The organism is Halomonas sp. TA22 (assembly GCF_013009075.1).
Lineage (GTDB): Bacteria > Pseudomonadota > Gammaproteobacteria > Pseudomonadales > Halomonadaceae > TA22.
This window is the reverse complement of the sequence record NZ_CP053108.1, coordinates 1,630,239-1,653,732: the sequence shown is the minus strand read 5'-3', so window position 1 is coordinate 1,653,732 and position 23,494 is coordinate 1,630,239. Positions and strand designations below refer to the sequence as shown.

The following is a 23,494-nucleotide window of genomic DNA, read 5'->3' as shown; positions in this document are numbered from 1 at the left end:
TCGCTTTACCTGGCCGTCAGCAGCCTAAGGCGTTGTGATATCGCCAAGCTCGCCGAGGAACTGCTGACACCAGTAGTGAACATCACGGCGACGCAGCACGTCGATCATCTTCTTCCAGCGCTCCTTGCGCTCCTCGAGGGGCATCACCAACGCACGATCAAGCATGTCGGCAACCCCCTCGACATCGTAGGGGTTGCAGACCAGTGCGCCCTCCTGCAGCTCCCAGGATGCCCCCGCCAAGTGGGAGAGCACCAGCACGCCGGGATCTTCCGGGTCCTGGGCCGCCACGAACTCCTTGGCCACCAGGTTCATGCCATCGCGCAGCGGGGTAAGAAAACCGACACGGCTCATGCGCAGGAAGCCGAGGATCGACTCGCGGTTGTAGCCTCGATTGAGATAGCGCAGCGGCGTCCAGTCGTAGTCGGAGAAGCGACCATTGACGTGCCCGGCGACCCGCTCGAGGGTGGTGCGCAACTCTGCATATTCAGGCACGTCGGTACGCGAGGGTGGTGATATCTGGATGAACACCACATGGCCATGCTGATGCTCGGCCTTCTCCAACAGCCGTTCAAAGGCCTGGAAGCGCTTCTGTACCCCCTTGCTGTAGTCGAGGCGATCCACCCCCATCACCAAGGTGCGATCGCGCAGCGAGTTCGCCAGGCGCTTGCCGGTATTGCTCTCCATGCCCTTCTTGGCCATCTCCTGGGCCGAGTCGACGTCGATCGAGATCGGAAAGGCCTGTGCCTTGAAGCGCCGTCCTTCGGCCTCGATGATGCCGTCTTCATGGAACGTCGCATCTAGGCCATGCCGTATACAGTCCTGGAAATTGCGCAGGTCGCACTCGGTCTGGAAACCGATCACGTCATAAGCGCTGAAGTAGCGCAGCAGCTCTTCATATTCAGGCAGGATGCGCAGCACGTCCCAGGGCGGGAACGGGGTATGCAGAAAGTGGCCAAGGGGCGCCTCTATCCCTGCCTGGCGCAGGAAATGACCGAGCGGAATCAACTGATAGTCATGCACCCAGATGCGCGACTCGGGCTCGACGAGAGTGGCGACATGGCGGGCATATCGCTGGCTGACCCGCAGGTAGCCGTCGAGGTTGTCGCGATCGTACTCCACCTTGTCGGTACGGTAATGGAACAGTGGCCAGAGCACTTCATTGGAGAAGCCGACATAGAACGTCTGGTGATCCTGCTCGGTGAGGGGAAAGGTCGCGAAGCGTACATCCTCGAAGGTGTAGTGGTGGAGCTGTGCATCACGATCCTCGTCGATCTCCCCGCTCCAGCCAACCCACAGCCCATCGTTGCGCTGCAGAGCGTTCATCACGCCGACTGCCAATCCACCCTGGTTCCCCCCCGACTTCTTGGGAGATGGTACTCGATTCGAGACCACGATCAGTGTATTAGCCGGTTCCTTGGACATTAGACCACCTTTGAAGAAATGATGTTTTCGGTCATGGGAACATCCCTTCCTTCATGACCTATGTACGCCCCTTTAGGCTTTAGAAAGTTGTTCCAGACAGGCTTTCAACCACGCCTCGACAGCCTGTATATCGCGCATCCGGTAGGTTGCAGCCGATGCGCCCTCTCCCACCTTGATCGAAAGCCCACCGCGGGCATTGACGGCCGCAAAGCCATCTTCGTCGGTCAGGTCGTCACCGATGAAGGCGGGAAGTCGCGATGCGAAGGGTGGCTCCTGCATGAAACGCTCGATTGCCTCGCCCTTGTTGCAGGATGAGGTGCGCAGCTCGAAGACGAACTTGCCCCCGTGCATGATCAATGCCTCGCCCAGCGAATCGCGTAGCCGTTGCAGCTGGCGTTCGATTGTTTCGCGCTTGGCGGGAGCATTGCGATAGTGTAAGGCGAGGCTGATCCCCTTGTCCTCGAGCAGCAGGTCGGGATGCGCTTCGAGAAAGCGGTTCAGTTCCGCTCTCGCCCGCTCGAGTACCGCATGGTCGGGCTCATGCAGCGAATAGCCATTGACGGTATCGCAGCGCTCGGCACCGTGCTGGCCGGCCAGGGGCAGTTCAAGAGGCGAAAGCAGTCGTGACAGGTCATCGATGGAGCGGCCACTGATCACCGCCAGGGCCCCATCCAACCGCTGATGCAAGGCCTTGAGAAGCTCCAGCAGTTCCTTTTCGAGAACGACATCTTCTGGCTTGGCAACGAGAGGGCTCAAGGTGCCATCCAGGTCGAGAAATAGCGCCCATGCCTCGCCTGCCTGGGGCAAAGGGCATGCAGGGCAATCTTCTGAACTCGACATGGAAAGGCGAACCTCCGTGTTGAACAATCTCACTATCGATAGACCAAAGCCTTACTCAACTGTAAGTAACAACAGCGTTTTTCGCCAGTGCTTAGCGTGCATCGGCTTGCCGAGACGTTGTTGCTAGCCGATATGTACCTGTCCCGTGGCATGCTTCAGGCTGTGGGGCTGACGGGTGGCGATGAAGTAGCCCAGCGAGATCGGCCCGACGCGGCCGAGCAGCATGGTCAGGATGATGATCAGCTGACCCGGCAGCGAAAGCTCGGCAGTGACGCCGCGCGACAGCCCCACGGTGCCGAAGGCGGAAACCGACTCGAAGGCGAGATCGAGAAACGCCTTGCCCGGCTCGGTAATGGTCAGCACGAACAGGCAGGCAAATATCAGCAGCATGCCGGCAAGCGCCACGGAGACGGCCTTGAGTACCGTCTCCTCGGGGATCGTGCGCCCAAAGGCGACCGGCTGCTGGTTGCCTCGCACGAAGGAGCGGGCCACCAGCACCAGGATGACGAAGGTGGTCACTTTGATACCGCTCGCCGTCGAACCGGAGCCTGCACCGATAAACATCAGCAGCATGGTCAGTAGCGTCGAGGGGTCACGCAGCGCCGCGGTATCCAAGGTATTGAAGCCCGCAGTGCGTGGCGTCACGGCCTGGAACCAGGCCGCCTGCAAGCGCGCGCCGATCGACTCGAGCCCACCCAGAGTATCGGGGTTGCCCCACTCAAGCAGCAGCAGCGCCAGCATGGCTATCAAGTTCAGCCACAGGGTGGCATACAGCACCACGCGGGCATGCAACGAGAGCCTGCGGCTTCGCCGATGCTTGGTGAGCTCGGCGATGACCGCAAACCCCAGCCCGCCGATGATGAACAGCAGGCTGACAACGCCATTCACCAGCGGGTTGGCGACCTCCTCGCGCAGGCTGTCCGGCCAGGTGGTGAAACCGGCGTTGTTGAACGCCGAGACGGCATGGAACACGCTGAACCACAGGCCCTCTGACCAGCCGTAGGTCGGCACCCAGGTGATGGCCAGCAGCAGTGCGCCCAGCGTTTCGGCGATCAGGGCAAAGAGGATGACCAGGCGCACCAGCGGCACCAGGTTCTTGAACGAGGTGTGGTTTAGCGCTTCGCGAATCAGGTTCTGCTCCTGGAGCGGCATGCGCATGCCCAGCAGCAGTAGTGTCAAGGCGGCAAAGGTCATGAAGCCGAGTCCGCCAACCTGGATAAGGACGAGCACTATACATTGGCCGAAGCGCGTCAGCTCCGCCGTCTCGACCACGTTGAGCCCAGTGACGGTGATCGCCGAGGTGGCGGTGAATAGCGCCTCGTTCCAGCGCAGGGTTTCGGTGGCGGCGATCGGCAAGCGCAGCAGCAGCGTGCCGACGATGCTGAGCAGGACGAGACCGAGCAGCAGTATCTCGGGGGGCGATAGGTGGATTACCCGGCCATGCGGATAGAGCCCAAGCGGCCGGGCGAGCCGCTGGCGCAGGCTCATCGTTGTCCGCTCTCCCGCATCGGCACGCTAGCGCTTCCTGCCCAGCGTGCGCAGATCGTCCAGGTTTCCTATCAGCACCAGGTGATCATGCTCTTCCAGAGACGTATTGCCCTCGGGCGACTTCAGCAGCTCGTGGCCGCGCTTGATGGCGATGAGCGAGAGGTCGAGCTTGCTCAGCTCGAGGTCATCGACGGTCGCGAATTCGCTGCACAGCCGCTGTGTCACCTCCAGGTCGACGACGAAGTGGCGATCGCCCAGATCGATGTAATCGAGCATGGCATGATAGTGGAGGCTCTCCGCCACGCGCATGCCACTGTCGAATTCGGGATAGACGACATGGTCGGCGCCCAGATGCTTGAGCAGACGATAGTGGGTATCCGAGTGCGCCTTGACCCAGATCTCACGCGCCCCCTGCTCCCGGGCCAGCAAAGTGCAGGTCATGCTCGCTTCGATATTGTCGTTGGGGTCGATGATCACGGCGTCATAGGCATCCAGCGAGAGCTCGGAAAGTGCCTGCTCATCGGTAATATCGGCGACCATGGCATGGCTGAGCAGATCGGACAGGGCATTGACGCGCGCCTCGTCAGGGTCGACCCCCAGCACCTGGTGATGGCGGTGACGCAACTCCTCGGCAACGGTCACGCCGAAATAGCCCAACCCCAGAATGGCGAATTGCCGAGACATTCTTTCTCCTCGATTCCGCAGATGGCACGCATACGCCTTCAAACCTAGGGGGGATGTGGTGAACGGTCAATCAATCGGCAATTCTCTCGAGCGCCAGGCGAACTGCCTCCGCGCTGGCCGGCCGCACGACCCGCGTTACCTCCTCACCATTGCTCATAAAGATCAGCGTCGGCCACAGCTTGACCCTGAACGAACGCCCCAGTCGGCGCCCGCGCCCATCCTCGATCTTGAGGTGACGTACGTCTGGGTAGGCGGAGAGCGCCATGTCGAGCTTCGGCTGGGCATCGATGCAGAAGCCGCACCAAGGTGTGCCGAACTCGATGACGGTAGGCCCGTGCATGGCATCGACTTCCTCACGTGCCGGCTCCACTGAGGCGTAATGGGTATTCATTGAGCGCGCGCTCCTCCTGATGGGTCATGGACTTGATTCGACCCCTCACGGCGACTTTTTCTCCCTGCTTTCATCTTCCCTCTAGCCAGCCGGCCACTTTTTCATTGTCTGTCTTAGCTGCTACGTTGGGGGAGTGCAAAGACTAAGGAAGGCACGACGATGAAGGTATTACACGGCACGCTGGGGCTGCGTAACTCACTTCGCGCCATGACCCCGCTAAGTGCAGCACCGCCGAACACCACGCGACGCCGCGCAGCTTTGTCGCTTGCTGGCCTACTACTGGCAAGCTTGCACGGCACGGCGGCGGCAGAGCCTGAGCGGGTAGGACTGCCGCGCTTTCCCTCGGTCAGTCCGGATGGGTCCGAGATCGTTTTCTCCTGGGGTGGCGATCTATGGCGCGCCTCGAGCGAAGGCGGCCAGGCTACGCGCCTGACCCGCCATCGCCTGGATGATCTTCATTCCAGCTGGAGTCCCGATGGTGAGTGGATCACCTTCGCCTCGATGCGCGACGGGTACATGAACCTGTGGCGAATCCACCGCGACGGCTCGCGATTGACCCAGCTCACCCATAGCGACCAGCACCTGCGCCATCCCGCCTATGCCACGGACGAGGATGGCGAGCCGATCATCACCTTCTCCGCTCAGCTCGAGGCCGATGTCTACCGCAGCGAGCGCCCCTATTGGATCGCGCCGGAGGGGGGCGAGCTCCTTCGACTGCACGACGCCTTTGGTTCGAGCCCGCAACTCTCCCCCGATGGACGCCATGTCGCCTTCACTCGCGACGGCTATTACCACGGCTGGAACCGGCGTCACTACCATGGCCCGGATGCCATGAACGTGTGGCTCTACGACCGTGACGAGGAGCGCTTCATGGCGCTCACCGAGCGTGATGGGGACGATGGCGATGCCCAGTGGATCGATGACGATAGCCTGCTGTTCATGTCCGACCGGGAGCTCGACACCGTCAACCTCTATCGTGCCGATCTCGACGACCGTGACACAGACGAGGCGGCCTTCGCGCGGCTGACCTCGTTCGATCGTCGCGACCTGCAGCATTATGATGTATCGCAGGACGGCAGCACTGCGGTGCTGCATGTCTGGGACACGCTCTATACGCTGGATCTCGACGATCCGTCAGCCGAGCCGCAGCCGCTGACATTGCAGGCCGCAGACGATGGGCGCGACGACATGGAGCTGCGTCAGATCGACAGGGACGTGAGCGAGGCGGCCCTAAGCCCTGACGGCAAGACCATGGCCTACATCGCCTACGGCCGTGTCTACGTACGCCATACCGACGAGCACAGTCCCACTCGGGCGGTGACGCCCACCACCCACGCGCGACATCGCGACCTGGCCTGGTCGCCGGATGGCCTGTATCTCTACTTCACTAACGACGAGGATAATAGCGAATCGATCTATGCGGCGAGCGTGACGCTTACCCGCGACGACATTCGCCGCACACACGACCGTCGCCCCAGAGAGGAGCGGCGATCCGAACCGGGCGAGCCTTTTGAACCGGCAAACGACGAGGCCCCAGCCATGCAGCAGGAGCCTGCAACCGCCCCCGAACCGGGAAGCGATCCCGAAACGCTCGACGAGCCGGACCTCGGTATCCCGCAGGCAGACCCCGACGACCCCTTCGCCCCGGTGGACCCGGGCATGCCCGCCGATCCTCAAGCCCAGCCCGGCCCCGACGACCCCGGGGTCATTGTCGAGCCAATGCAGGAACCGGTCGCCGAGCCGGAGAGCATTCCCGAAGCCCAGCTCGACCCCGAGCCGCCGGAGCAGGACCTGCCCGCGGATCGCGATCCGGCCCGCTGGCACGAGGCGGTGCAGTTCGCCATCGAACCCGTGGTACAGAGCGAGCACAACGACCGCAATGCCAGCCCCTCCCCCGATGGCGAATCGCTCGTCTTCCGGCGCGGGCGCGGTGACCTGGCGATTCTTGACCTCGGCTCCGGCGAGACGCGCACCTTGGTCGAGGGGTGGGACAGCACTCTGCGCTGGCGCTGGTCGCCGGATAGCCGCTATATTGCCTATGCCCAGAACGACCTGGATTTCAGTGCCAATATCTTCATCGTGCCGACCGACGGCTCACGCGACCCCGTCAATATCACCCGGCATCCGCGCAACGACATCAACCCGCGCTGGTCGGCCGACGGCCGCAAGCTGACCTTCATCTCCAACCGCTCGGGGGACAGCTACGACCTCTACCGCGTCTATCTGGACAGCGAGCTCGACACCTATACGCCGCGGGAGATCAGCACCTACTATCGTGATGCGAGAGTGGCCGCATCGGAGCGCCGCCCCTTGCCTGTGGATGCCGAGGATGAGGTCGGCTCGCGCTCCGAGACAGAGGTGGAGCTCGATCTGGAGAACGCCTGGCGCCGCCTCGAACGCGTCACCGCCTCGCCCTCGCATGAGTTCGCCAACGAGATGACACCGGGCGGCGATCGCTACGTGTTCAACGCCGGTGACGAGGGGCTGTTCGTGATGGATTGGGACGGCAGCGACCGGCAGCGTCTGGGGCCAAGCGCGAATGTGCAGCATCTGAGCACGACTGGCGAGCATGTCGTCTATGTCAACGAGGGGCGTGTCGGCATGATCAACCTCGCCAATGGCAACCAGCGCCAGCTCGATATCGCGGGACGTATCAGGGTCGACCTGCACCAACAGTCGCTGCAGAAGTTTCACGAGGCGGCGCGCATGATCGGCGAGAGTTTCTATCGCCCCGACATGAAGGGCCTGGACTGGCCTGCGGTGGTCGAGGAGTACGAGACGCTGATCCAGCGTGCCCGCACCTCGAGTGAGTTCAGCGATATCGCCAACCGCCTGATGGGGGAGCTCGCCGCCTCGCACATGGGCGTCTCCAACCCCGGGCCGGGATCGGCACTACGCGAACCCGCGGGTCGCCTCGGCATTCAGCACGAGCGTGTCGTGCTGGGCGATGGCCGACACGGCTATCGCGTCACCGAGGTGATACCTGACGGTCCTGCCGCACGCGGGCCAATGCCGCTCGAGCCCGGCGACGTCATCACCGAGATCGACCTGCAGCCCTTCGAGGAGCGCGAGACGCTGATGTACCGGCTGCGGGGTCGCGTCGACCAGGAGGTAATCGTCAGCGTAGTACGTCCGGGTCAACGCCAGGCATACCGCACCCTGCTCACCCCGGTGAATTACGCCGAGCTCTCCCGACTACGCTACGACGCCTTTCTCGAGCGCCATCGCCAGCACGTCGAGGAGCTCTCCGATGGCCGGCTCGGCTACCTGCACATCCAGGCGATGAACCAGACCTCGCTGGAGGGCTTCCAGGGCGATCTCTACGCCGCCACCGAGGGCAAGGAGGGCCTGATCATCGACGTGCGCAACAATGGTGGAGGGCATACCACCGACCGGATACTGACCTCGATCATGGCCGGCGAGCACGCCTATACGATCCCCTCGGGCGCCGACTCCTCAGCCGCCGGCCACTATCCCCAGGACCGGCTCGATGCGCCGCGCTATATCCTGCCGATCAACATGCTGGCCAACGAGAAGAGCTTCTCCAACGCCGAGATCCTCGCTCATGCCTTCAGTACCTTCGAGCGTGGCACCCTGGTCGGCCAGCAGACCTACGGCGGGGTGATCTCCACCAACAGCCATACGCTGATCGATGGCGCCACGGTACGCCGCCCGTTCCGCGGCTGGTATCTGCCCGACGGCACCGACATGGAGCATAACGGCGCAATGCCCGACCTGGTGGTGGAGCAGACCCCCGAGGACGAGGTTGCCGGACGCGATCGCCAGCTCGAACGGGCGGTGGAGGACATGCTGGAGCAGCTCGACGAACAGGCAAGGGCGGGCTAGAACCAGCCCTTTCGGCGGAACAGCCACACCAGTCCCACGCCGATGCGATCCACTCCTCACCGCCGATCTGCGCTTCTCCTTCGGCGGTGACCCACAGCGTGCGAATCGTGTTCCCTCTCGCGATTGACTGGCCTGCCCCAGTAGGCCCTATCGCCAACGCTACGACATCAGCGCTGGCCTGCCGGGGCTCGGTAGCGCCGCTTGCCAGGAGCTGTCGCCAGCCAGGTGATCGCTGACCTTGAAGCGCCCGACCAGGTCGTGCATCTCCGCGGCGCGTTCGTCGAGCACGCGGCTCGAGGTAGCCGCCTCCTCGACCAACCGGGCGTTCTGATGCGTCACCTGGTCGAGTTGCGAAATCGCCTGGTTGATCTGCTCGATGCCGATCGACTGTTCTTGGGTGGCATCGGCGATATCGCCCACGAAGCGGCTGACCTGCTCGAGGCTGCCGACGATCTCCTTGAGGTGATCACTGGTCGAGCCCACCAGCTTGGCCCCCTCGCCCACCTTGGTCACACTGTTCTGCACCAACTTGCGGATCTGCGCCGCTTCGGCGGCACTGCGCTGTGCCAGATTGCGCACCTCGCCGGCCACCACCGCGAAGCCACGGCCCTGCTCACCGGCACGCGCCGCCTCGACCGAGGCATTGAGCGCCAGCAGGTTGGTCTGGAAGGCAATGTCGTCGATCGCCTTGACGATGCTGGTGATCTGCTCGCTGGAGTGACGGATATCGCTCATCGCCAGATTGGTGCGCTCGGCGACCTCACCGGCCGAACGCGCACGCAGATCGACACCGCTGCTCAGTTCGCGTGCCTGGGTGGCGTACTCCGCCGTCTGCTTGACCGTCGCGGTGATCTGCTCGAGGCTCGAGGCGGTCTGGGCGAGCGACGAGGACTGCTGCTCGGTGCGTTGCGAAAGATCCTCGTTGCCCGAGGCGATCTGGCGACTGCTGGAGGCGACGCCGAGGGCGCCATCGCGAATCTGTGCCACGATCCGCTCGAAGGAATCCATCATCTGGTTAAAGGCCTGCGCGGTTAGCCCGATCTCGTCATGACGGCTGATCGCCATGCGCTTGGAGAGATCGCCGCTCTGCCCCGCCGCACCGCTGATGTTCTCCATCTGGCTACGCATCTGCGTCAGCGGGCCAAGCACGCGTACCAGCGTGCGCCAGCCAAATACCGCCAGCAGCACAATCACGATCAACGTCACCACGATCAGCAGGATACGCCCCGCATTGGCGAGCTCTTCGGCCTGAATGGCGGCTAGCTCGGCCTGTTCGATGACGTGCACCTCGACCTCGGCCAGAGCCGTGCGCAGGCCAGCCATCGAAACTTCCACTCCCGTCAGGGCCGACGCCATCCGCGCATGCAGCGCAATCTGCTGTTGGCGCAGAGCATAGACGGCATCCTCGCGGCCTACCATCAGGCCATCGAGCTCGACGATGACCTCCTCAAGGGCATTCGCCAGAGCGACCTGCTCGGAGTTGGCGTTCGGTGCGGCAATAATGGTGCGCAGCGACTGGCGGGCGAGATCGATCTGCTGGGCAATCTCGTTGTCGCGCAGATTGGCCAGCGCGTCGCCATCTTCGATCTGCATCAGCTGCCAGCCCATGTCGGCGAGCAGCGCCACGCCAGTGCGCACTTCCCCACTGATCTGGCCGATATCGACACGATCCTCAAGCAAACTATCGAGCAGTGACGTCGGCAGGCTCGTCATCCCATCTTCCCGCCAGGCATCGATCTGGTCGAGCAATGCACGTCGCTGACGTACCTCGGTAATCATCGTACGCCCGGCCATATCTTCCGCACTAACCATTACCTCGGCGATATGGGTTTGCATCTCAGCGATACGTGTTGCCATATCGGCCTGCAATGCCAGCTCCTCCTGACGCACCGCTTCGAGGGCGGCATCGGCATCGAGCAGTGCCTGGTAATTCTCGTCGAGACGGGCCAAGCGCGCGCTCTGCGATCCATCGTTGGCCACGCTCAACCGCTCACGAGCCTCGCCAAAGCGCTCGTTCAGCGTGGCGCGGGGCAACACGCCCTGCAGAGCCGCTTCGCTGTCGGTAGCAAGTAGGTCGGTATGACGTTGGCCGAAAGCGCCCAAAGAGAGAATCATGCCGCGGCTGGCATCCTGCTGAGGCAATACCTCGCCGGTGATGAAGCGCTGCGAATCGATCAGGCGCTGATTGGTCGTCCATCCGGTGGCGGCCAGTACGACGGCACCGATCACGGCGGCCAGAAACAGCCCGATCAGCATCGCACGCAGACTGAGAGTTCTTTTCATATCGTCTCTTTGATTGGGTCAAGAGCGATATCGCTCTGGCCGAGCAGGCCAGATGGCCAAGCGAGGCCGATATCGCAGTATGAAGCCTGTAATGGGCTAAACCGCAATATCGGCACCAGCGCGGAAACATTGATGCAAAATCAATAAAAAAACTAAATAAATCAGTTGAGCGAAGCGGCAAGGGAAGGAAACACGGTGATGCGATCACCCCCTTCATGTTTCGACTGGTACATGCTCCGGTCGGCCGCCTCGAGCAGTTCGGTCATGTGGTCAAACGGGGTATCACATGCGACCGCGGCGATACCGTATGAGGCGGTGACGAGTATCGGCGTACCCAAGACATGGGCAAGAGGTTCGGCCCCCACCCGGCAACGCAGGAGCTCGGCGAAGCGTTGCGCCTCATCCGCCGGCTGGTCGGGCAGCAGGACGAGGAACTCTTCGCCTCCATATCGGCCCGCATGAAAATCATGCTCCTTCACGCTTTCGCGGAGGATGTCGGCAAAACGCTTCAATACCTCATCACCCACATTATGCCCGTAACCGTCATTGATCTCCTTGAAGCGGTCGAGATCGATGAAGATTACCGACAGAGGCCGGCTCGTCTTGCCGGCTCGCTCGAACAACGTCTTAAGACACCGCTCCAGATGCAGGCGATTGTCCAGCCTGGTCAGCGCATCGGTATGCACCTGACGGCTCAGTAGCTCCTGTTGGCGGCGCAACGCCTCGATCTCCTGCTGCTGGCGGATGACGTCCTGCTGCAGGCGCGCATTGCGTTCGGCAAGCAACAGCTTGGCCTCGAACATCAGCTGGTTGGGATCGAGGCGCTCCGGCAAGCTGATGTTGTAGAGCGTCGCCACCGCCGGAAGCTGCTCCTGGAGCGTCATGATCTTGGCGATCATCTCGGCGGACTCGAGCCCGAAGTAGGGCTCGAGCGATGCCATCGTCTCACTCAACGCGGCTTCACCGCTCAGCCAGGCATCGGCGAGCAGTCCCGCTGCGATGATGCAGTTCTGTGCCTTCTGCTCGCGGCTCTCGGGCTTGATCAGCGAGCCATGACTGTGGCGAATCCATTGCGAGGTTCGCGCCGACAGCTGCCACTGCTCCGTCAGCCAGCCGCCCACCTCGGCGTGATCGGTTTCATAGGTTCGCGTTTCGAGTGCGACCAGAGCCCGGTGGTGGTCCGCCTGATCGAGCAGAGGCTGGTATTGTTCGCCATCTACCGCGTGTATCGCCAGCATGCCGATATCCTGCAGCAGCGAGGCCGTGAACAGCACGCCACTCTCTGCCTCCAGGCCAAGCGACTCCGCCAGTGACCTGGCATTGAGGGCACATAGCAGCGAACGCTGCCAGTAGTGCTCGAGATTCAGCCCCTGCGCAGACTCGTTATCGCTTGCCGAGACCAAGCTGCACCCCAGGGCAAGCGACAGCGTCCGTTCGATACCGATACGATTGACCGCCTGCTGCAGATCCTCGACTGGAGTATGATTGGCGTAATAGACGGTATTGGCCAGCGAGAGCAGGCGCACCGCGAGCGCCGGATCGCTGCCGATGGTAGTGACGATATCCCTGATGCAGGCGTCGGGATCGCGGGCAAGCTCGATAACGCGCAGCACTACCGTGGGCAGGGAGGGTAGTTGCGTGCAGTTCTCGAGAGACTGACGAAGCGCGTACGGTAACAAAATGTATTCTCCTTTCCCCAAATCGCAAGCGTTCCGCTCGACGATGCGGGGCTATCTACGTACCGTTTTTTTAAACAGCTTGAATTGAAAACGCCGTTTTTTAATTATGGTGCGCTGACATGGTAGGCGAGCAATAATCCTTTTTTCAGCGCCCTACTCAGGATGGTTACAATAGTTGACGTTTACGCATGAGACGTCAAGCAGCAAAGTAACAAAACCTAACAATTTTTGCGGGATAGCACCCACACCAAATGCCGACATCCACCTCCTACTCGGAGATCGTCAATTGGCTGGGGCCCTGGGTATGGCGGAAGATGAACTCGAGTGCGCTGGGCAGGCTGGCGTTCCAGACCCGCCAGGTATGGCCTCCTCGAAAGATTTCCAACGTCATGTCGTCCGCCTGATACCACTGCAGCGCATCGTAGATCTGCTGTGCATGGCGCACGGCATCGTAGCGGTCACGATTGCCGGCACTCAGGTAGAGCGGCACGCGCTGCTGTTTCGTCATGTAACTGTCGAGGTGGCTGGTATAGTTCAGGCGGTCCCATAGCGCGGCGTCGAACTCCCCTTCAGGGGTAAGGAAGGCGGCGTGGCGGCGAGCCGATGAGTTGGCCGGGGGCAAGGGGGCATAGCTGGCAGGACTAAGCACCGCGGCTGCCGAAAACAGCTCGGGACGCTCGAGGATGAAATTGAGGGTACCGTATCCCCCCGCCGATATTCCGGCAATGGCCCGTCCCTGCCTGTCATCACGGACGTGCCAGTGAGTTTCGATGTGCGGCAGCAGGTCATCGAGAAAAGCGGTACGGGCGGGTTCATTGTGCCCATCCACCCACCAGCTGCGACTGCTGGGCATGATGATCACCGTCGGGGGAATTCGCCCCTGGCTCATCAACCATTCGACGGTCTCCTGAATCCTGCCTTGATGAATCCAGTCGGTGCCATGGCGGTTGGAGCCGTGCAACAGGTAGAGTACCGGATAGGCTTGCTGAGTGACGGCATAGCCATCAGGCAGATAGACACTATAGGGATAATGGCGGCCCAAGGCGTCAGAAAAGAAGTGATGGTGGGATACCTGCCCTGCCAGAGTGGGGCCGGCGAACAGCAGTCCGATCAAGGCCCCAAAGGCAAGCCTGAGACGCCTGATTGTGCTTACCTGCTGCTTACCCAATGGACACTCCGATCAAGCGCCCAACCCAGGACAGGCGAGACATGCCATAGCCTGGAGTGGGGAAAATTGGTGTGCAATTATTTTAGTATATTACGCTATGACAGCGGGTCGAGCATGTTTCGTTCAACGTTCATTGAATACTAGCGCATATGCCATCCATCCTAGCCAGTATCCGGGGAGCCCATGAAACGAATCGAGGAGATCTACTGGCTACGCTTTCATGGCTGTATCGCGGTCTTTTTCTTTCACTTTCTTGATCGAATCAACCTGCGCATCGACAACGTCTATGTCGATCTGGCTCGTATCCCCACCGTGCTGGGCACCCCCACGTTCATCTTCATTTCGATTTTCCTGTTCTCGGTGCGCTATGGAAATACGATTCCCGAGAGATTTCTGGCCAACCGAGTCAAGTATGTGATGCTCCCCTACCTGGTCTATGGATTGATCTACTCCACGGCGGAGTATTTCCGCGTCAACCTGGGCGGCGGCGAGCTGGGATTTCTTCACAACCTTACCATGTACCTGGTCTATGCAGGCTGGCATGGTTACTTTCTTATCATCGCCATGCAGTTCTATGCCTTCTACTGGTGCTATACCCGCTACCACCTCGAGCGGTGGCTCAAGCCCGGCCCATGGGTCGTGATCGGCAGCATCATCAGCATTCTTTATTGGGGATTGACCCGCTGGCTGGGTATCGATCCACCCGGCTACTTGCTATGGATTGCCCCGCTTGGCTGGATCTATCTGTTCTTCCTTGCCTTGCTGTTGGTAAGCCACTATCCGAACCAGGACCAGATACCGTGGTTGCGTACGTTGGCAAGGCCAATCTGGCTGGTGGCGTTCGTCGCTCTGGTGGCACTGCTCACCCTGTTCGGATGGCTCGAGCATTCGTCGAAAGAGACCTGGGTCGTACCGCTATTCATCCTCTTCACGCTCTGCTCGATGCACTATTTGAAGGACAGGAGCGCACCGCCAGTGGTGAAGAAGATCAATGAGTACTCCTTCGGTATCTACTTGGCGCATCCGCTCTTCTTCGCGGTAGTGGACTTCGTCGACCAGTGGGCAGCCTTCCCCTTGCCGGTCTATGCATTGTTACTGATCGTCGTGGGCTTCAGTGGATCGATCGGGCTCAATGCCCTGGTCAATCGCGTCCCCTGGGGAGGCATGCTCTTTGGCAAGAAGCTGGCGATCCGCTAGACAAGAGAGCCGCCATGTAGCGATGAGCGGCTAAACGGCAGCTGCTTCATAGCGGGACTTGAGCCGATAGAATTCGGTGACGATCGCGTCCATCTCCTCGGCGTCGTACTCACGCAAGCCACTGACCACGAGCTTCTTGGAGCCGTGGCCGATCTCCTTGCCCTGGGCCGTCATGCGGAACTCCAGCAGGGCATCGCCACGCTTTCCCGCCACGTCAAAGGAGGAGTCGGAAAGCTCCAGACTGAGCGCCTCGGCATCCAGACGTTCGAGCGAAAAGCCCATGCTGTCATAGATCACCAGGGGGCGCTGCGGGTTGAACATGACTCCCTGCTGCTCCATGAGCGGCTTGAGATAATGCGGAAAGTTCTTGCCGGAAAACGCCACATAGCGACGTGCGAACGCCTCCACCACCGCCTCCTCATGGGTGATGTCACCGCTGCGCTCGACTTCGAGATAGACCTTGCCATTCGCATCGACGACGCTCATCTCGCCATCGTCATGCTCATGGAGACTCAAGGGCACGCTCGCACCCACCATGCTCAGGAAGCGGAAGCTCATGTGCTGCGACAGCCCGAACCGCATCAGCACCAGCGAGAAGAGCAGATCGCCAGGCACGCAGAATCGCCGCGCTTCCGGATTGTGAATCGGGTTGTAATCGCCGGCAATGCGCTTGGCGAAATGACTGGCCTGATCCGCCGAGATACAGATTCGGCCATCCTTGACCGTGTGAAAATCATCGAGAAACATGCATTCCTGCCCGCGCAAAAAATAAAACGTATTAATTATCGTGCCAATGCATCATCAGTGCAGATGATGACGATGGAGCCCCTTGTCCAGGCAGCAGGTTGTACCATACCCGAAGTCATAGTCCACCGCGCTCACCGCCAGACACAGGAGATAGCATGCATCGGATGCTAGAACAATACGCATGAGGTCCATGGGTCGAACCCCAATACGCTGGATGATCAGGATTCTCATGCTGTTGGTCGTGCTGCAGCTGCTCTACCTGGTGCTCGCCAATGCTCTGCTCAATACCGATCGGCTACAGGCACGAATCAACCAGGCGCCTGCGCGCTTCACGTTGACATGGACCTCTGCATGGACGGCCTATCCAGGCCATTTACGCTTGCACGATCTCAGGGTCGAAGTGCTCACGGCGCAACGCCACCTCGCCCTTGCCCTGGATGAGGTCGATACCAGGATTGCACTATGGCCATTGGCGAGGCGCACCTTGCAACTCACTCGCGCAACGGCACACGGCGTCGAGCAGGCACGCTTCGATGGCTACCGAATGACCGGCAGCGGCGCGTTGCGGCTCGCCAAGCTGCGCTGGCAGCAGGGTCGCCTCTCACTCGAGCGGCTTGCGCTGACGCTAGACGCCGGTACCCTCGCGCATGACGAACTGACACTTACCGACGATATCCAGCTCGATGCCCGGTTTCGGCTTGCTCCCTTTACGCTTGCCGAACATCCCGGCGCCAGCGCGATGGAATTCGTCACGGGGGAAATGGCCTTGACTGGCCGCAGCGATGCCTACGATGTATTCAACCGCTACCTGGCTGGCATCGACTGGCTGACGCTCGAGGGGCACGGTCAGCTCGAGGGGCATCTCGACATCGTGAGCGGCGAATTCATGCCCGGCAGTGAGTTGCGCCTGACCTCCCCTACCCTGGGGGTAACGCTGGATGAGGCCCACTTCGCAGGTGACGGCGAGCGGTACCGTTTGAGCGGCGCCGGCACGATCCGTGCCGCCCAGATGGCCTCTCGAGCCTCCCGGGACGAAGGGGAGTCAGCGCGGCAAACCCACCTCTCGGTGACCCTCGATGACATGCAGATGCACCAGGGAGAGCGTCACAGGCCGCTTCTGAAAGGCAATGGGTTTCACTTGGCGCTGACCACCTCTGCCGTTGCGCTCGCCCCTGCTCCCCTGCAGCTGCATGGCGCCTCGCTGCAGTGGCAGGACGCCCTGGTACCCGATATCTCGCTGCTCAATCGCTACCTGCCCGAGCCACTGCCGTTCGACTTCAGTACTGGCGAGGCGCGCCTACGCGGGGAGCTTGAGCTTGTCGATACCCAGCTCGCCGGCGAATTCGACATTACCGGCAGCCACGTCACGGTGAATCTTGGCGATAATCCCATCATCGGAACGCTAGGGCTGCACGTGGCGATCCCGATGCTCGACATGGCCGCGCGGCGGCTCGACCTCTCCGGTACCCGGCTCGAGCTTCAGGCGGCATCGAGCGACGACGATCCGCTTCCGCTCGCCACCTCACTCACCCTCCCCGTGGCACGCTTCGATGCGCCAGACGCCATGGCCGAGGAGACCCTCGATGCCAACCTCGACGACACACCGCCGGCATGGCAGGTAGAGGTCGAGATCGCCGGGCAAGTCGCCAACTTGGGCTGGCTCGACCCGTTCCTGACGGAGTCGTTCGATGGCCAGGGGCTCTCGCTGGAGGGCGGAGGACGCTTACAGGCAGCACTGCGGCTCGACCGAGACCTGCTCTTGCCGGGCAGTCGGCTCGAGGTCCGCTCGGAGCAGCTCGCCGGACGCTTTCTCGACTTCCGGGCCACTGGCGACGGGCGACTGCGCATCGACATCCAACAGGGTGAAGCCCATCCCGAAGCCCTGCTCTCGCTCGATGTCGACGATGCCACGCTGCACCGCCTGTCGGATGATCGTCGCGTCTTCCAGGCCCGCAGCCTGGCCCTCTTCGCCCAGGGCGATGCTCCCCAGTTGGACAGGCCACTAAGCCGACCGCGCCTGATAGCTGAATGGCAGGAGGCGCAGCTGCCCGATGTCGCCGTGCTCAACGCTTATCTCCCCGGGCAGGCGCCACTGCGCCTGCTCGCCGGCAGCGCGCGCAGCACGGGCGCGCTCTCCTATCGCGACCATACCCTGAGCGGTCAGCTCCAGCTGTCCGGCGATGCCATCTCCGCTCAGCTGCTGGAGGAGCGGCTCACCGGGCAACTGGCACTCGAGCTGCAGATACGCGAGGCCGACCTGGCCAACCGGCAGCTGGATATTTCCGGAAGTCGACTCTCGGTGCAAGCGTCGTCGACAGACACCGAGGCGCCGCTGCGTACCCTACTGCTGGCCCCGCGTGCTCGATTCAGCGGCGGCTTCGACTGGTCCGGACCAGCCGATTCACCAAGCCGTGCGCCCAGCGGCATCCTTCAACTCGAGGGCTCACTCACCCATCTCGGTTTCATCAATGCCTTTCTTCCCGACGAGCATGGCTTGAAAATCACGGGTGACGGGCGACTCTCCGCCGAGCTGACGCTCGATGAGGGCAGGCTTGGCGAGGGCAGCCGGCTGCGCATCCTCTCGAGCCGCCTCGGGGCACGCTTTCTACACTACGAGGCGCTGGGTGACGGCTCACTGACGCTCGAGATACTTGGCAAGGGGCAGCGGCCCTTCGCCAGCTTGACGCTCGATCTACCAAGCTTCGGCCTGCGCCGGCGCGATAGCGATGGTGAACTCATTGCAGGACGCCTGTTCACTCTGCATAGCCAGGCGCGACGCTTCGATCTCGAACAGGGGCTGCAGCAGCTCGATACCCAGATCGAGATGCCCTATCTCGTCGCGCCCGACCTGGCGCTCTTCAACGCCTACCTTCCTGAAGATGCCGGTATCGAACTGCTCTCTGGTCGGGCGGAGCTTGCCACGCAGCTGCGCCTCTCGGGCCTGTCGGCCAGCGGCTCGCTGAGCCTTCGCTCACCTGACGCAAGTCTCGCTATCGAGACGCAACGGCTGCACGGGGCCTTGAGTCTGGACACCCAGCTGACCAATGGCGATCTGGAGAGCATGAGGTTCGACCTCTCCGGCTCGAGCCTGCGTCTCGATAATGTCCGCCTCGAGAGTGAGGATGGCCCTCGGGTACATGGCTGGTGGGCACACCTGAGGATTCCGCGAGGCGAGATGACCTGGCAGCAACCGCTGGCGCTGGATGCCCAGCTGGACTTGGCCCTGCGCGATAGCGGCCTGCTGGTCGACCTCTTCGTGGATGCCGCCAGGCAGCGGCAGTGGTTGCGTCAAAGACTTACCGTAAGCGACGTGTATGGAGCGGCAAGTGTCGCTATCGATGAGAGCGCCATCCACCTGCGCGACCTGGCAATTCGGGCCGAGCCTCTGGAACTGCTCGCCGACCTGGCACTTCAAGATCGCAAGCTCGAGGGTCGCTTGTTCGCCCGCTACGGCCTGCTAAGGCTCGGGGTCGAGCTCGAGGCGGGACGACGACACTGGCATTGGCGTCGGCCACGTCAATGGTATGAGCGCAGCCAACGCGCGGTAAATTCGCAGGAAAATCGTGAGTGGATCGATTCGCTCGACGCAATCAGTGCTAATTTAGAGGAATTACTAGCACCAAACGATTAAGACAACCCTGCTATGATAAAAATAAACACTTGCATCGGCTAATTATCGCAAGGAGGCACAATTATTACATACTTACTTACTTATCGACCTCTAGCGAATTCGAGACCACACTCGACGTTGCCAAAGCCACTACCCGCAGCGAAGTGCGTCCGAATGGCCGACACCACCACCGGGCGTAACGACTCGTGGCGTGTCTAGGCCCGCTGGCCTTGGTATTGCTTCTCCTGCTTGATACCCGCGAGAGCGTCGCCGAGGAGTCGTCGATTCTGCTCGTTGCCAATCGCGATGTCGCTCCCCTGAGCCTCAATCGCGACACCGTACGGGCAATCTTTGCCATGCGTCAGCGAACCTGGCCCAATGGCCAGACGGTGCGTGTCTTCGTGCTACCCAACGATCACCCCGTCCATCGGCGTTTTGCCAAAGAAAGGTTGGCGATCTATCCCCGTCAGCTTCAACTCTCCTGGGACCGTATGGTCTTCTCGGGTATCGGGCAGGCCCCCAACAGGGCCGATACCCAACCCGAGCTGCTGGAGCGAATCGCCACGACCTCCGGCGGGTTCGGCTACCTGAACAAGGAATATCTGGATGAGCGCGTCCAAGTCATACCCATGGAGTAGGTCCATGGCGCGCTTTGCACTGGCCGGTCTCCAGTCAGCAGCGCAAGTCGGACGTTTCAAGAACCCGCTGGGCTTCTACAACCAGACCCGTGACGTGGAGTTCACCCGCCTCAGCATACTGCTGCCGCAATCGATCTACTTCGACCGCATCCGCTCCCTGGGAGTAGCTGGAGATGGCATCAGCCTCTATCTGGAGGAGCGCATGAAAGGCGGCAACCTGCGCGCCCAGGTCGGTATCGGCCAGCTTCGCCATGAACACGATGGAGGACGCTTCGTGGGCGCCTTGAGTGCGGCCAGCGCCACGGCCAGATTCGACTCGCAAGACCCGGCGTTTGGTGATGGCGAATTCGTTTTTCAGCCGGCCATCCTCTCGCTGCAATGGAACGAGGAGCTGTGGAGCTTGACGGCGGAGTATCATCATGTGGATGGTACCGGCTGGCTCCCGCTAAAGGACAACCCCGATCCGAGCGAAACACAGCGCCGCTGGAGCATGTTGCTCTTTCAGCTCGCCGTGCGTTTCTAAATGGCATTCCGATGCCGCTCACGTCACCATCGCGCAGGGACGCATGACATGACGACAGTCTTACCCTCCGACAGGCGCCACCGCATGAGCCTGACCTGGCGGGTGATTTTTCTCAGCAGCCTGCTGCTGTTGGCGCTCGCCACACTTTTCACCTGGCTTGGCCATGACACGCTGGTACGCCAGTTTCAAGCGAGCCGCGACGACCACACCGAGCGCCAGCGCCGCGAGATCGCCCTGGCCTTGAGCCGCTCCGAGGAGAGCCTTCAGCAACTGGCCGGCGTGACTGCAGCCTCTCCAAACCTGGGGACGGCGCTGGAAATGGACCAAGAGCAGGCCATCCAGACGGCACTCGCCTCGCAATGGCCCACCCTCCAGATCGAGGCGGGCATCGAGGAGATCCTGATCTTCGATATGGCCGGCAATAGCCTGGCCACGCTAGGGGGACATCAGCAGACCAGCGACGCACCGATTCGCGACTGGGTCCAGCAGGTCATCGCTACCGAAACGCCTCTGACGGATCTGCGCTGCTGGAGCGACTGCTATCAGTACGCTGCAGCGCCGATCCTGGTCGAGGGGGAGAGTGTGGGCATGGTGATCGTGACTCGATCGCTTGCCGATGTCACCCGTCATGCGCAGCAGGTCTCCGGCAGCGATATTGGTCTGCTGGTCACCGCACCGGAGGACGAGGCTCCGCCTGCCGCCGAGATGCGACGCCTGCCTGAATGGAGCAGCCACTTGACGACCTTGACCCATCAACAAGCGACCCTTCCCCTGCTGCAGGAGGCATCTCGCCAGATCACACTGGAAGCGTTGCTTCAGGCCCCCTATCGCCTGGAGTACGAAGACCGCCAGATCGAACTCTCTGCGGTGCAGCTGGCTGAAGAGGGCAATGAGAGCAGCAGCTATTTCCTGCTGCTCTCCGACATCACCGAATCGCTGGCGGCGATCGACCGGGATACTCGCACCCTGCTCATCGCGGGTCTTGGGGGATGGATGACCGCCGAACTCATGCTGCTGTTCATCCTCTGGCAGCCGATGGTCCGCCTGAGACGCCTGGCGCTTGTGCTGCCGGAGCTTGCCAAGGGGGGCTTCGCCAGCACCCGGGATCGCATCCCCTTGCCAAGGCGCCGTCTCAGCGACGAGATCGATGTCCTGGAGGACACCACACTCGAGCTCTCACATCAGTTGGAAACCCTGCAGCAGGAAGTGCAACTACGCGGCGAGCAGCTCGCCGTGCGCCTGGAAGAGCTGGGCCAGGAGCGCGATTTCGTCGGCAGCATCCTGGATACCGCCCATGCGCTGATCCTGACTCAAGATGATCAAGGTCTGATTACTCTGGTCAATGACTATGCACTGGGCCTGCTGGGACAAAGCGAAACCCTGCTTCTCGGTCGCCATTTCGATGAGGTCTTCCCTCCGGAGTATCGTCTACTCCCAACGTCACTGGAGGAGTCCCCGCCACAGGATGAGCGCACGCTACAGACCCTCGAAGGCCAACGCATCATCGTCTGGTACCACTCGCCATTGGCCGCCACTCACTCCCCTTCGCTTGCGCGCATTTCAGTGGGGCTGGATATCACCGAGCGCAAGTATGCCGAGTCACGACTCACCTGGTTTGCCCATCGCGATCCGCTCACCGAACTCTATAACCGCCGCTTCTTTCAGGAGGCGCTGGATCAAGCCCTGATCCGAGGAGGCCACGGAGTGGTCATGTTCATGGATCTGGACCATTTTCGCGGCGTCAATGAGTTGAGCGGCCATCATGCCGGCGATCAGTTGCTGCGCCTGGTAGCCCATAACCTACTCCAGGAGATAGGCCACCAGGCCGTCATCGCCCGTCTGGGCGGGGATGAGTTCTCGTTTCTCTTCGAAGGTATCGATGCCGACCAGGCGGTACAGACAGCCAAGCAGATCGACAAGTTGATGGATGACATCAGCCTGCATCTAGATGGCAGATGCCATCGCGCCAACGCCAGCATCGGTATCGCCTGCTACCCGGCCCATGGCGATAACCCCACCGATCTGATGGCCAGTGCCGATGTGGCCATGTACAAGGCCAAGGAGAGCGGCGTACAACGCTGGCATCTGCTGGCCACCCTCGAGCACACCAAGGATGAGCTCAAGGAGCGCGTCTATTGGGTCGAGCGGCTGCGCACGGCACTGCAGGAGGACAAGTTCGCCCTGATGGTTCAACCCATCGTAAGACTCTCCGATCTCGATACCCGCCATTACGAGGTGCTACTGCGCATGCGCGATGAGGATGGCAGCCTCATTTCCCCTGGCCGCTTCATCCCGGTGGCCGAGCGCAGCGGCCAGATCATTCAGTTGGATCGCTGGGTGCTGCGCCATAGCCTCAAGGCGCTTCAGACGATACAGCACAAGGGCATCAGCCTGGCGGTCAACCTCTCCGGCCAGTCTCTGCATGACAGCGGGCTCAAGCAGTTCCTGATCGATGAGCTGGCCGCCACTGGGGCCGACCCTCGTCACCTGATACTCGAAGTGACCGAAACCGCTGCCGTCACCGACTTCTCGACGGCACGCGGCGTGATACAGGCGATGCGCGATCTGGGATGTCGCACCGCTCTGGATGACTTCGGCGTCGGCTTCAGCAGCTTCCACTATCTGAGCCAGATGCCCGTGGATTACATCAAGATCGACGGCTCGTTCATCCGCAACCTGGCCCACAACGCTGAGAGCCGAGTCATCGTCAGAGCCATCGCCGACATGGCCAAGGATTTCGGCAAGCAGGCGATTGCAGAATTCGTCGAGGAGGAAGCGCTACTGGCCCTGCTGCAATCCTATGGAATCGAATATGGTCAGGGTTACCATTTGGGACGGCCGATGCTGATGGAAACGGCTTTCTTCGAAGATGCCGTGAAAGGTCATTAAACCGGCCGGCAAGATGCCAGCCGTATGTCAAGGAAGCGAGATGCCGCAGGACGACGCCTCCCTCGAGGAATCCCGTTCAGCCTCGAAGA

Annotated in this window: 15 protein-coding genes; 6 read left to right on the top strand and 9 right to left on the bottom strand. The window is 61.5% G+C overall.

Annotation, left to right across the window (positions count from 1 at the left end; translation table 11 throughout):
• Nucleotides 1-24 precede the first annotated feature (24 nt).
• From HJD22_RS07735 to HJD22_RS07715, 5 genes are all read right to left on the bottom strand, one after another.
• Entirely contained in the window at nucleotides 25-1,422 is a 1,398-nt protein-coding gene (locus HJD22_RS07735) for a trehalose-6-phosphate synthase (protein ID WP_208656056.1), read from the bottom strand.
• Nucleotides 1,423-1,494: 72 nt separating this feature from the next.
• A complete protein-coding gene (gene otsB / locus HJD22_RS07730) occupies nucleotides 1,495-2,262 on the bottom strand; it encodes a trehalose-phosphatase (protein WP_208657042.1) in 768 nt (255 codons plus the stop codon).
• A 123-nt stretch (nucleotides 2,263-2,385) separates the two neighbouring features.
• The gene (locus tag HJD22_RS07725) at nucleotides 2,386-3,750 is read right to left on the bottom strand and encodes a TrkH family potassium uptake protein (protein ID WP_208656054.1); all 1,365 of its coding nucleotides are present in this window, start codon (nucleotides 3,748-3,750) and stop codon (nucleotides 2,386-2,388) included.
• A 27-nt stretch (nucleotides 3,751-3,777) separates the two neighbouring features.
• Nucleotides 3,778-4,434: a TrkA family potassium uptake protein gene (locus HJD22_RS07720; protein WP_208656053.1), complete on the bottom strand. Its 657-nt coding sequence runs from the start codon at nucleotides 4,432-4,434 to the stop codon at nucleotides 3,778-3,780.
• A gap of 70 nt (nucleotides 4,435-4,504) precedes the next feature.
• Nucleotides 4,505-4,825, bottom strand: a complete 321-nt coding sequence (locus HJD22_RS07715; protein ID WP_208656052.1) for a thioredoxin family protein — start codon at nucleotides 4,823-4,825, stop codon at nucleotides 4,505-4,507.
• 159 nt (nucleotides 4,826-4,984) lie between these two features.
• Here HJD22_RS07715 and HJD22_RS07710 point away from each other — a divergent pair, with 159 nt between their 5' ends.
• Nucleotides 4,985-8,671, top strand: a complete 3,687-nt coding sequence (locus HJD22_RS07710) for a S41 family peptidase (protein WP_248730157.1) — start codon at nucleotides 4,985-4,987, stop codon at nucleotides 8,669-8,671.
• Between the two features lie 159 nt (nucleotides 8,672-8,830).
• Here HJD22_RS07710 and HJD22_RS07705 read toward each other — a convergent pair whose 3' ends face one another.
• From HJD22_RS07705 to HJD22_RS07695, 3 genes are all read right to left on the bottom strand, one after another.
• Nucleotides 8,831-10,954: a methyl-accepting chemotaxis protein gene (locus HJD22_RS07705; RefSeq protein ID WP_208656051.1), complete on the bottom strand. Its 2,124-nt coding sequence runs from the start codon at nucleotides 10,952-10,954 to the stop codon at nucleotides 8,831-8,833.
• Nucleotides 10,955-11,115: 161 nt separating this feature from the next.
• Nucleotides 11,116-12,633 carry a GGDEF domain-containing protein gene (locus HJD22_RS07700; RefSeq protein ID WP_208656050.1) on the bottom strand — a complete coding sequence of 506 codons (1,518 nt, stop codon included), beginning with the start codon at nucleotides 12,631-12,633 and terminating at the stop codon, nucleotides 11,116-11,118.
• A 268-nt stretch (nucleotides 12,634-12,901) separates the two neighbouring features.
• Nucleotides 12,902-13,801 (bottom strand): esterase family protein, encoded by a 900-nt coding sequence (locus tag HJD22_RS07695; RefSeq protein WP_208656049.1) that lies wholly within the window; start codon nucleotides 13,799-13,801, stop codon nucleotides 12,902-12,904.
• A gap of 183 nt (nucleotides 13,802-13,984) precedes the next feature.
• Here HJD22_RS07695 and HJD22_RS07690 point away from each other — a divergent pair, with 183 nt between their 5' ends.
• On the top strand, nucleotides 13,985-14,998 hold the full coding sequence (locus HJD22_RS07690) for an acyltransferase (protein WP_208656048.1): 1,014 nt from the start codon (nucleotides 13,985-13,987) through the stop codon (nucleotides 14,996-14,998).
• Nucleotides 14,999-15,028: 30 nt separating this feature from the next.
• Here the strand turns inward: HJD22_RS07690 and HJD22_RS07685 are convergent, their stop codons facing one another.
• A complete protein-coding gene (locus HJD22_RS07685; protein ID WP_208656047.1) occupies nucleotides 15,029-15,745 on the bottom strand; it encodes a DUF3581 family protein in 717 nt (238 codons plus the stop codon).
• A 190-nt stretch (nucleotides 15,746-15,935) separates the two neighbouring features.
• Between HJD22_RS07685 and HJD22_RS07680 the strand changes: the two genes are divergently transcribed.
• The 4 genes from HJD22_RS07680 (at nucleotide 15,936) to HJD22_RS07665 (ending at nucleotide 23,405) form a co-directional block, all read left to right on the top strand.
• Entirely contained in the window at nucleotides 15,936-19,376 is a 3,441-nt protein-coding gene (locus HJD22_RS07680; protein WP_208656046.1) for a hypothetical protein, read from the top strand.
• Nucleotides 19,377-19,585: 209 nt separating this feature from the next.
• Nucleotides 19,586-19,993, top strand: coding sequence for a hypothetical protein (locus tag HJD22_RS07675; protein WP_254280832.1), 408 nt, complete (start codon nucleotides 19,586-19,588; stop codon nucleotides 19,991-19,993).
• A 4-nt stretch (nucleotides 19,994-19,997) separates the two neighbouring features.
• On the top strand, nucleotides 19,998-20,516 hold the full coding sequence (locus HJD22_RS07670; RefSeq protein ID WP_208656044.1) for a hypothetical protein: 519 nt from the start codon (nucleotides 19,998-20,000) through the stop codon (nucleotides 20,514-20,516).
• Nucleotides 20,517-20,564: 48 nt separating this feature from the next.
• Nucleotides 20,565-23,405, top strand: coding sequence for an EAL domain-containing protein (locus tag HJD22_RS07665; protein WP_208656043.1), 2,841 nt, complete (start codon nucleotides 20,565-20,567; stop codon nucleotides 23,403-23,405).
• Nucleotides 23,406-23,494: the final 89 nt, after the last annotated feature.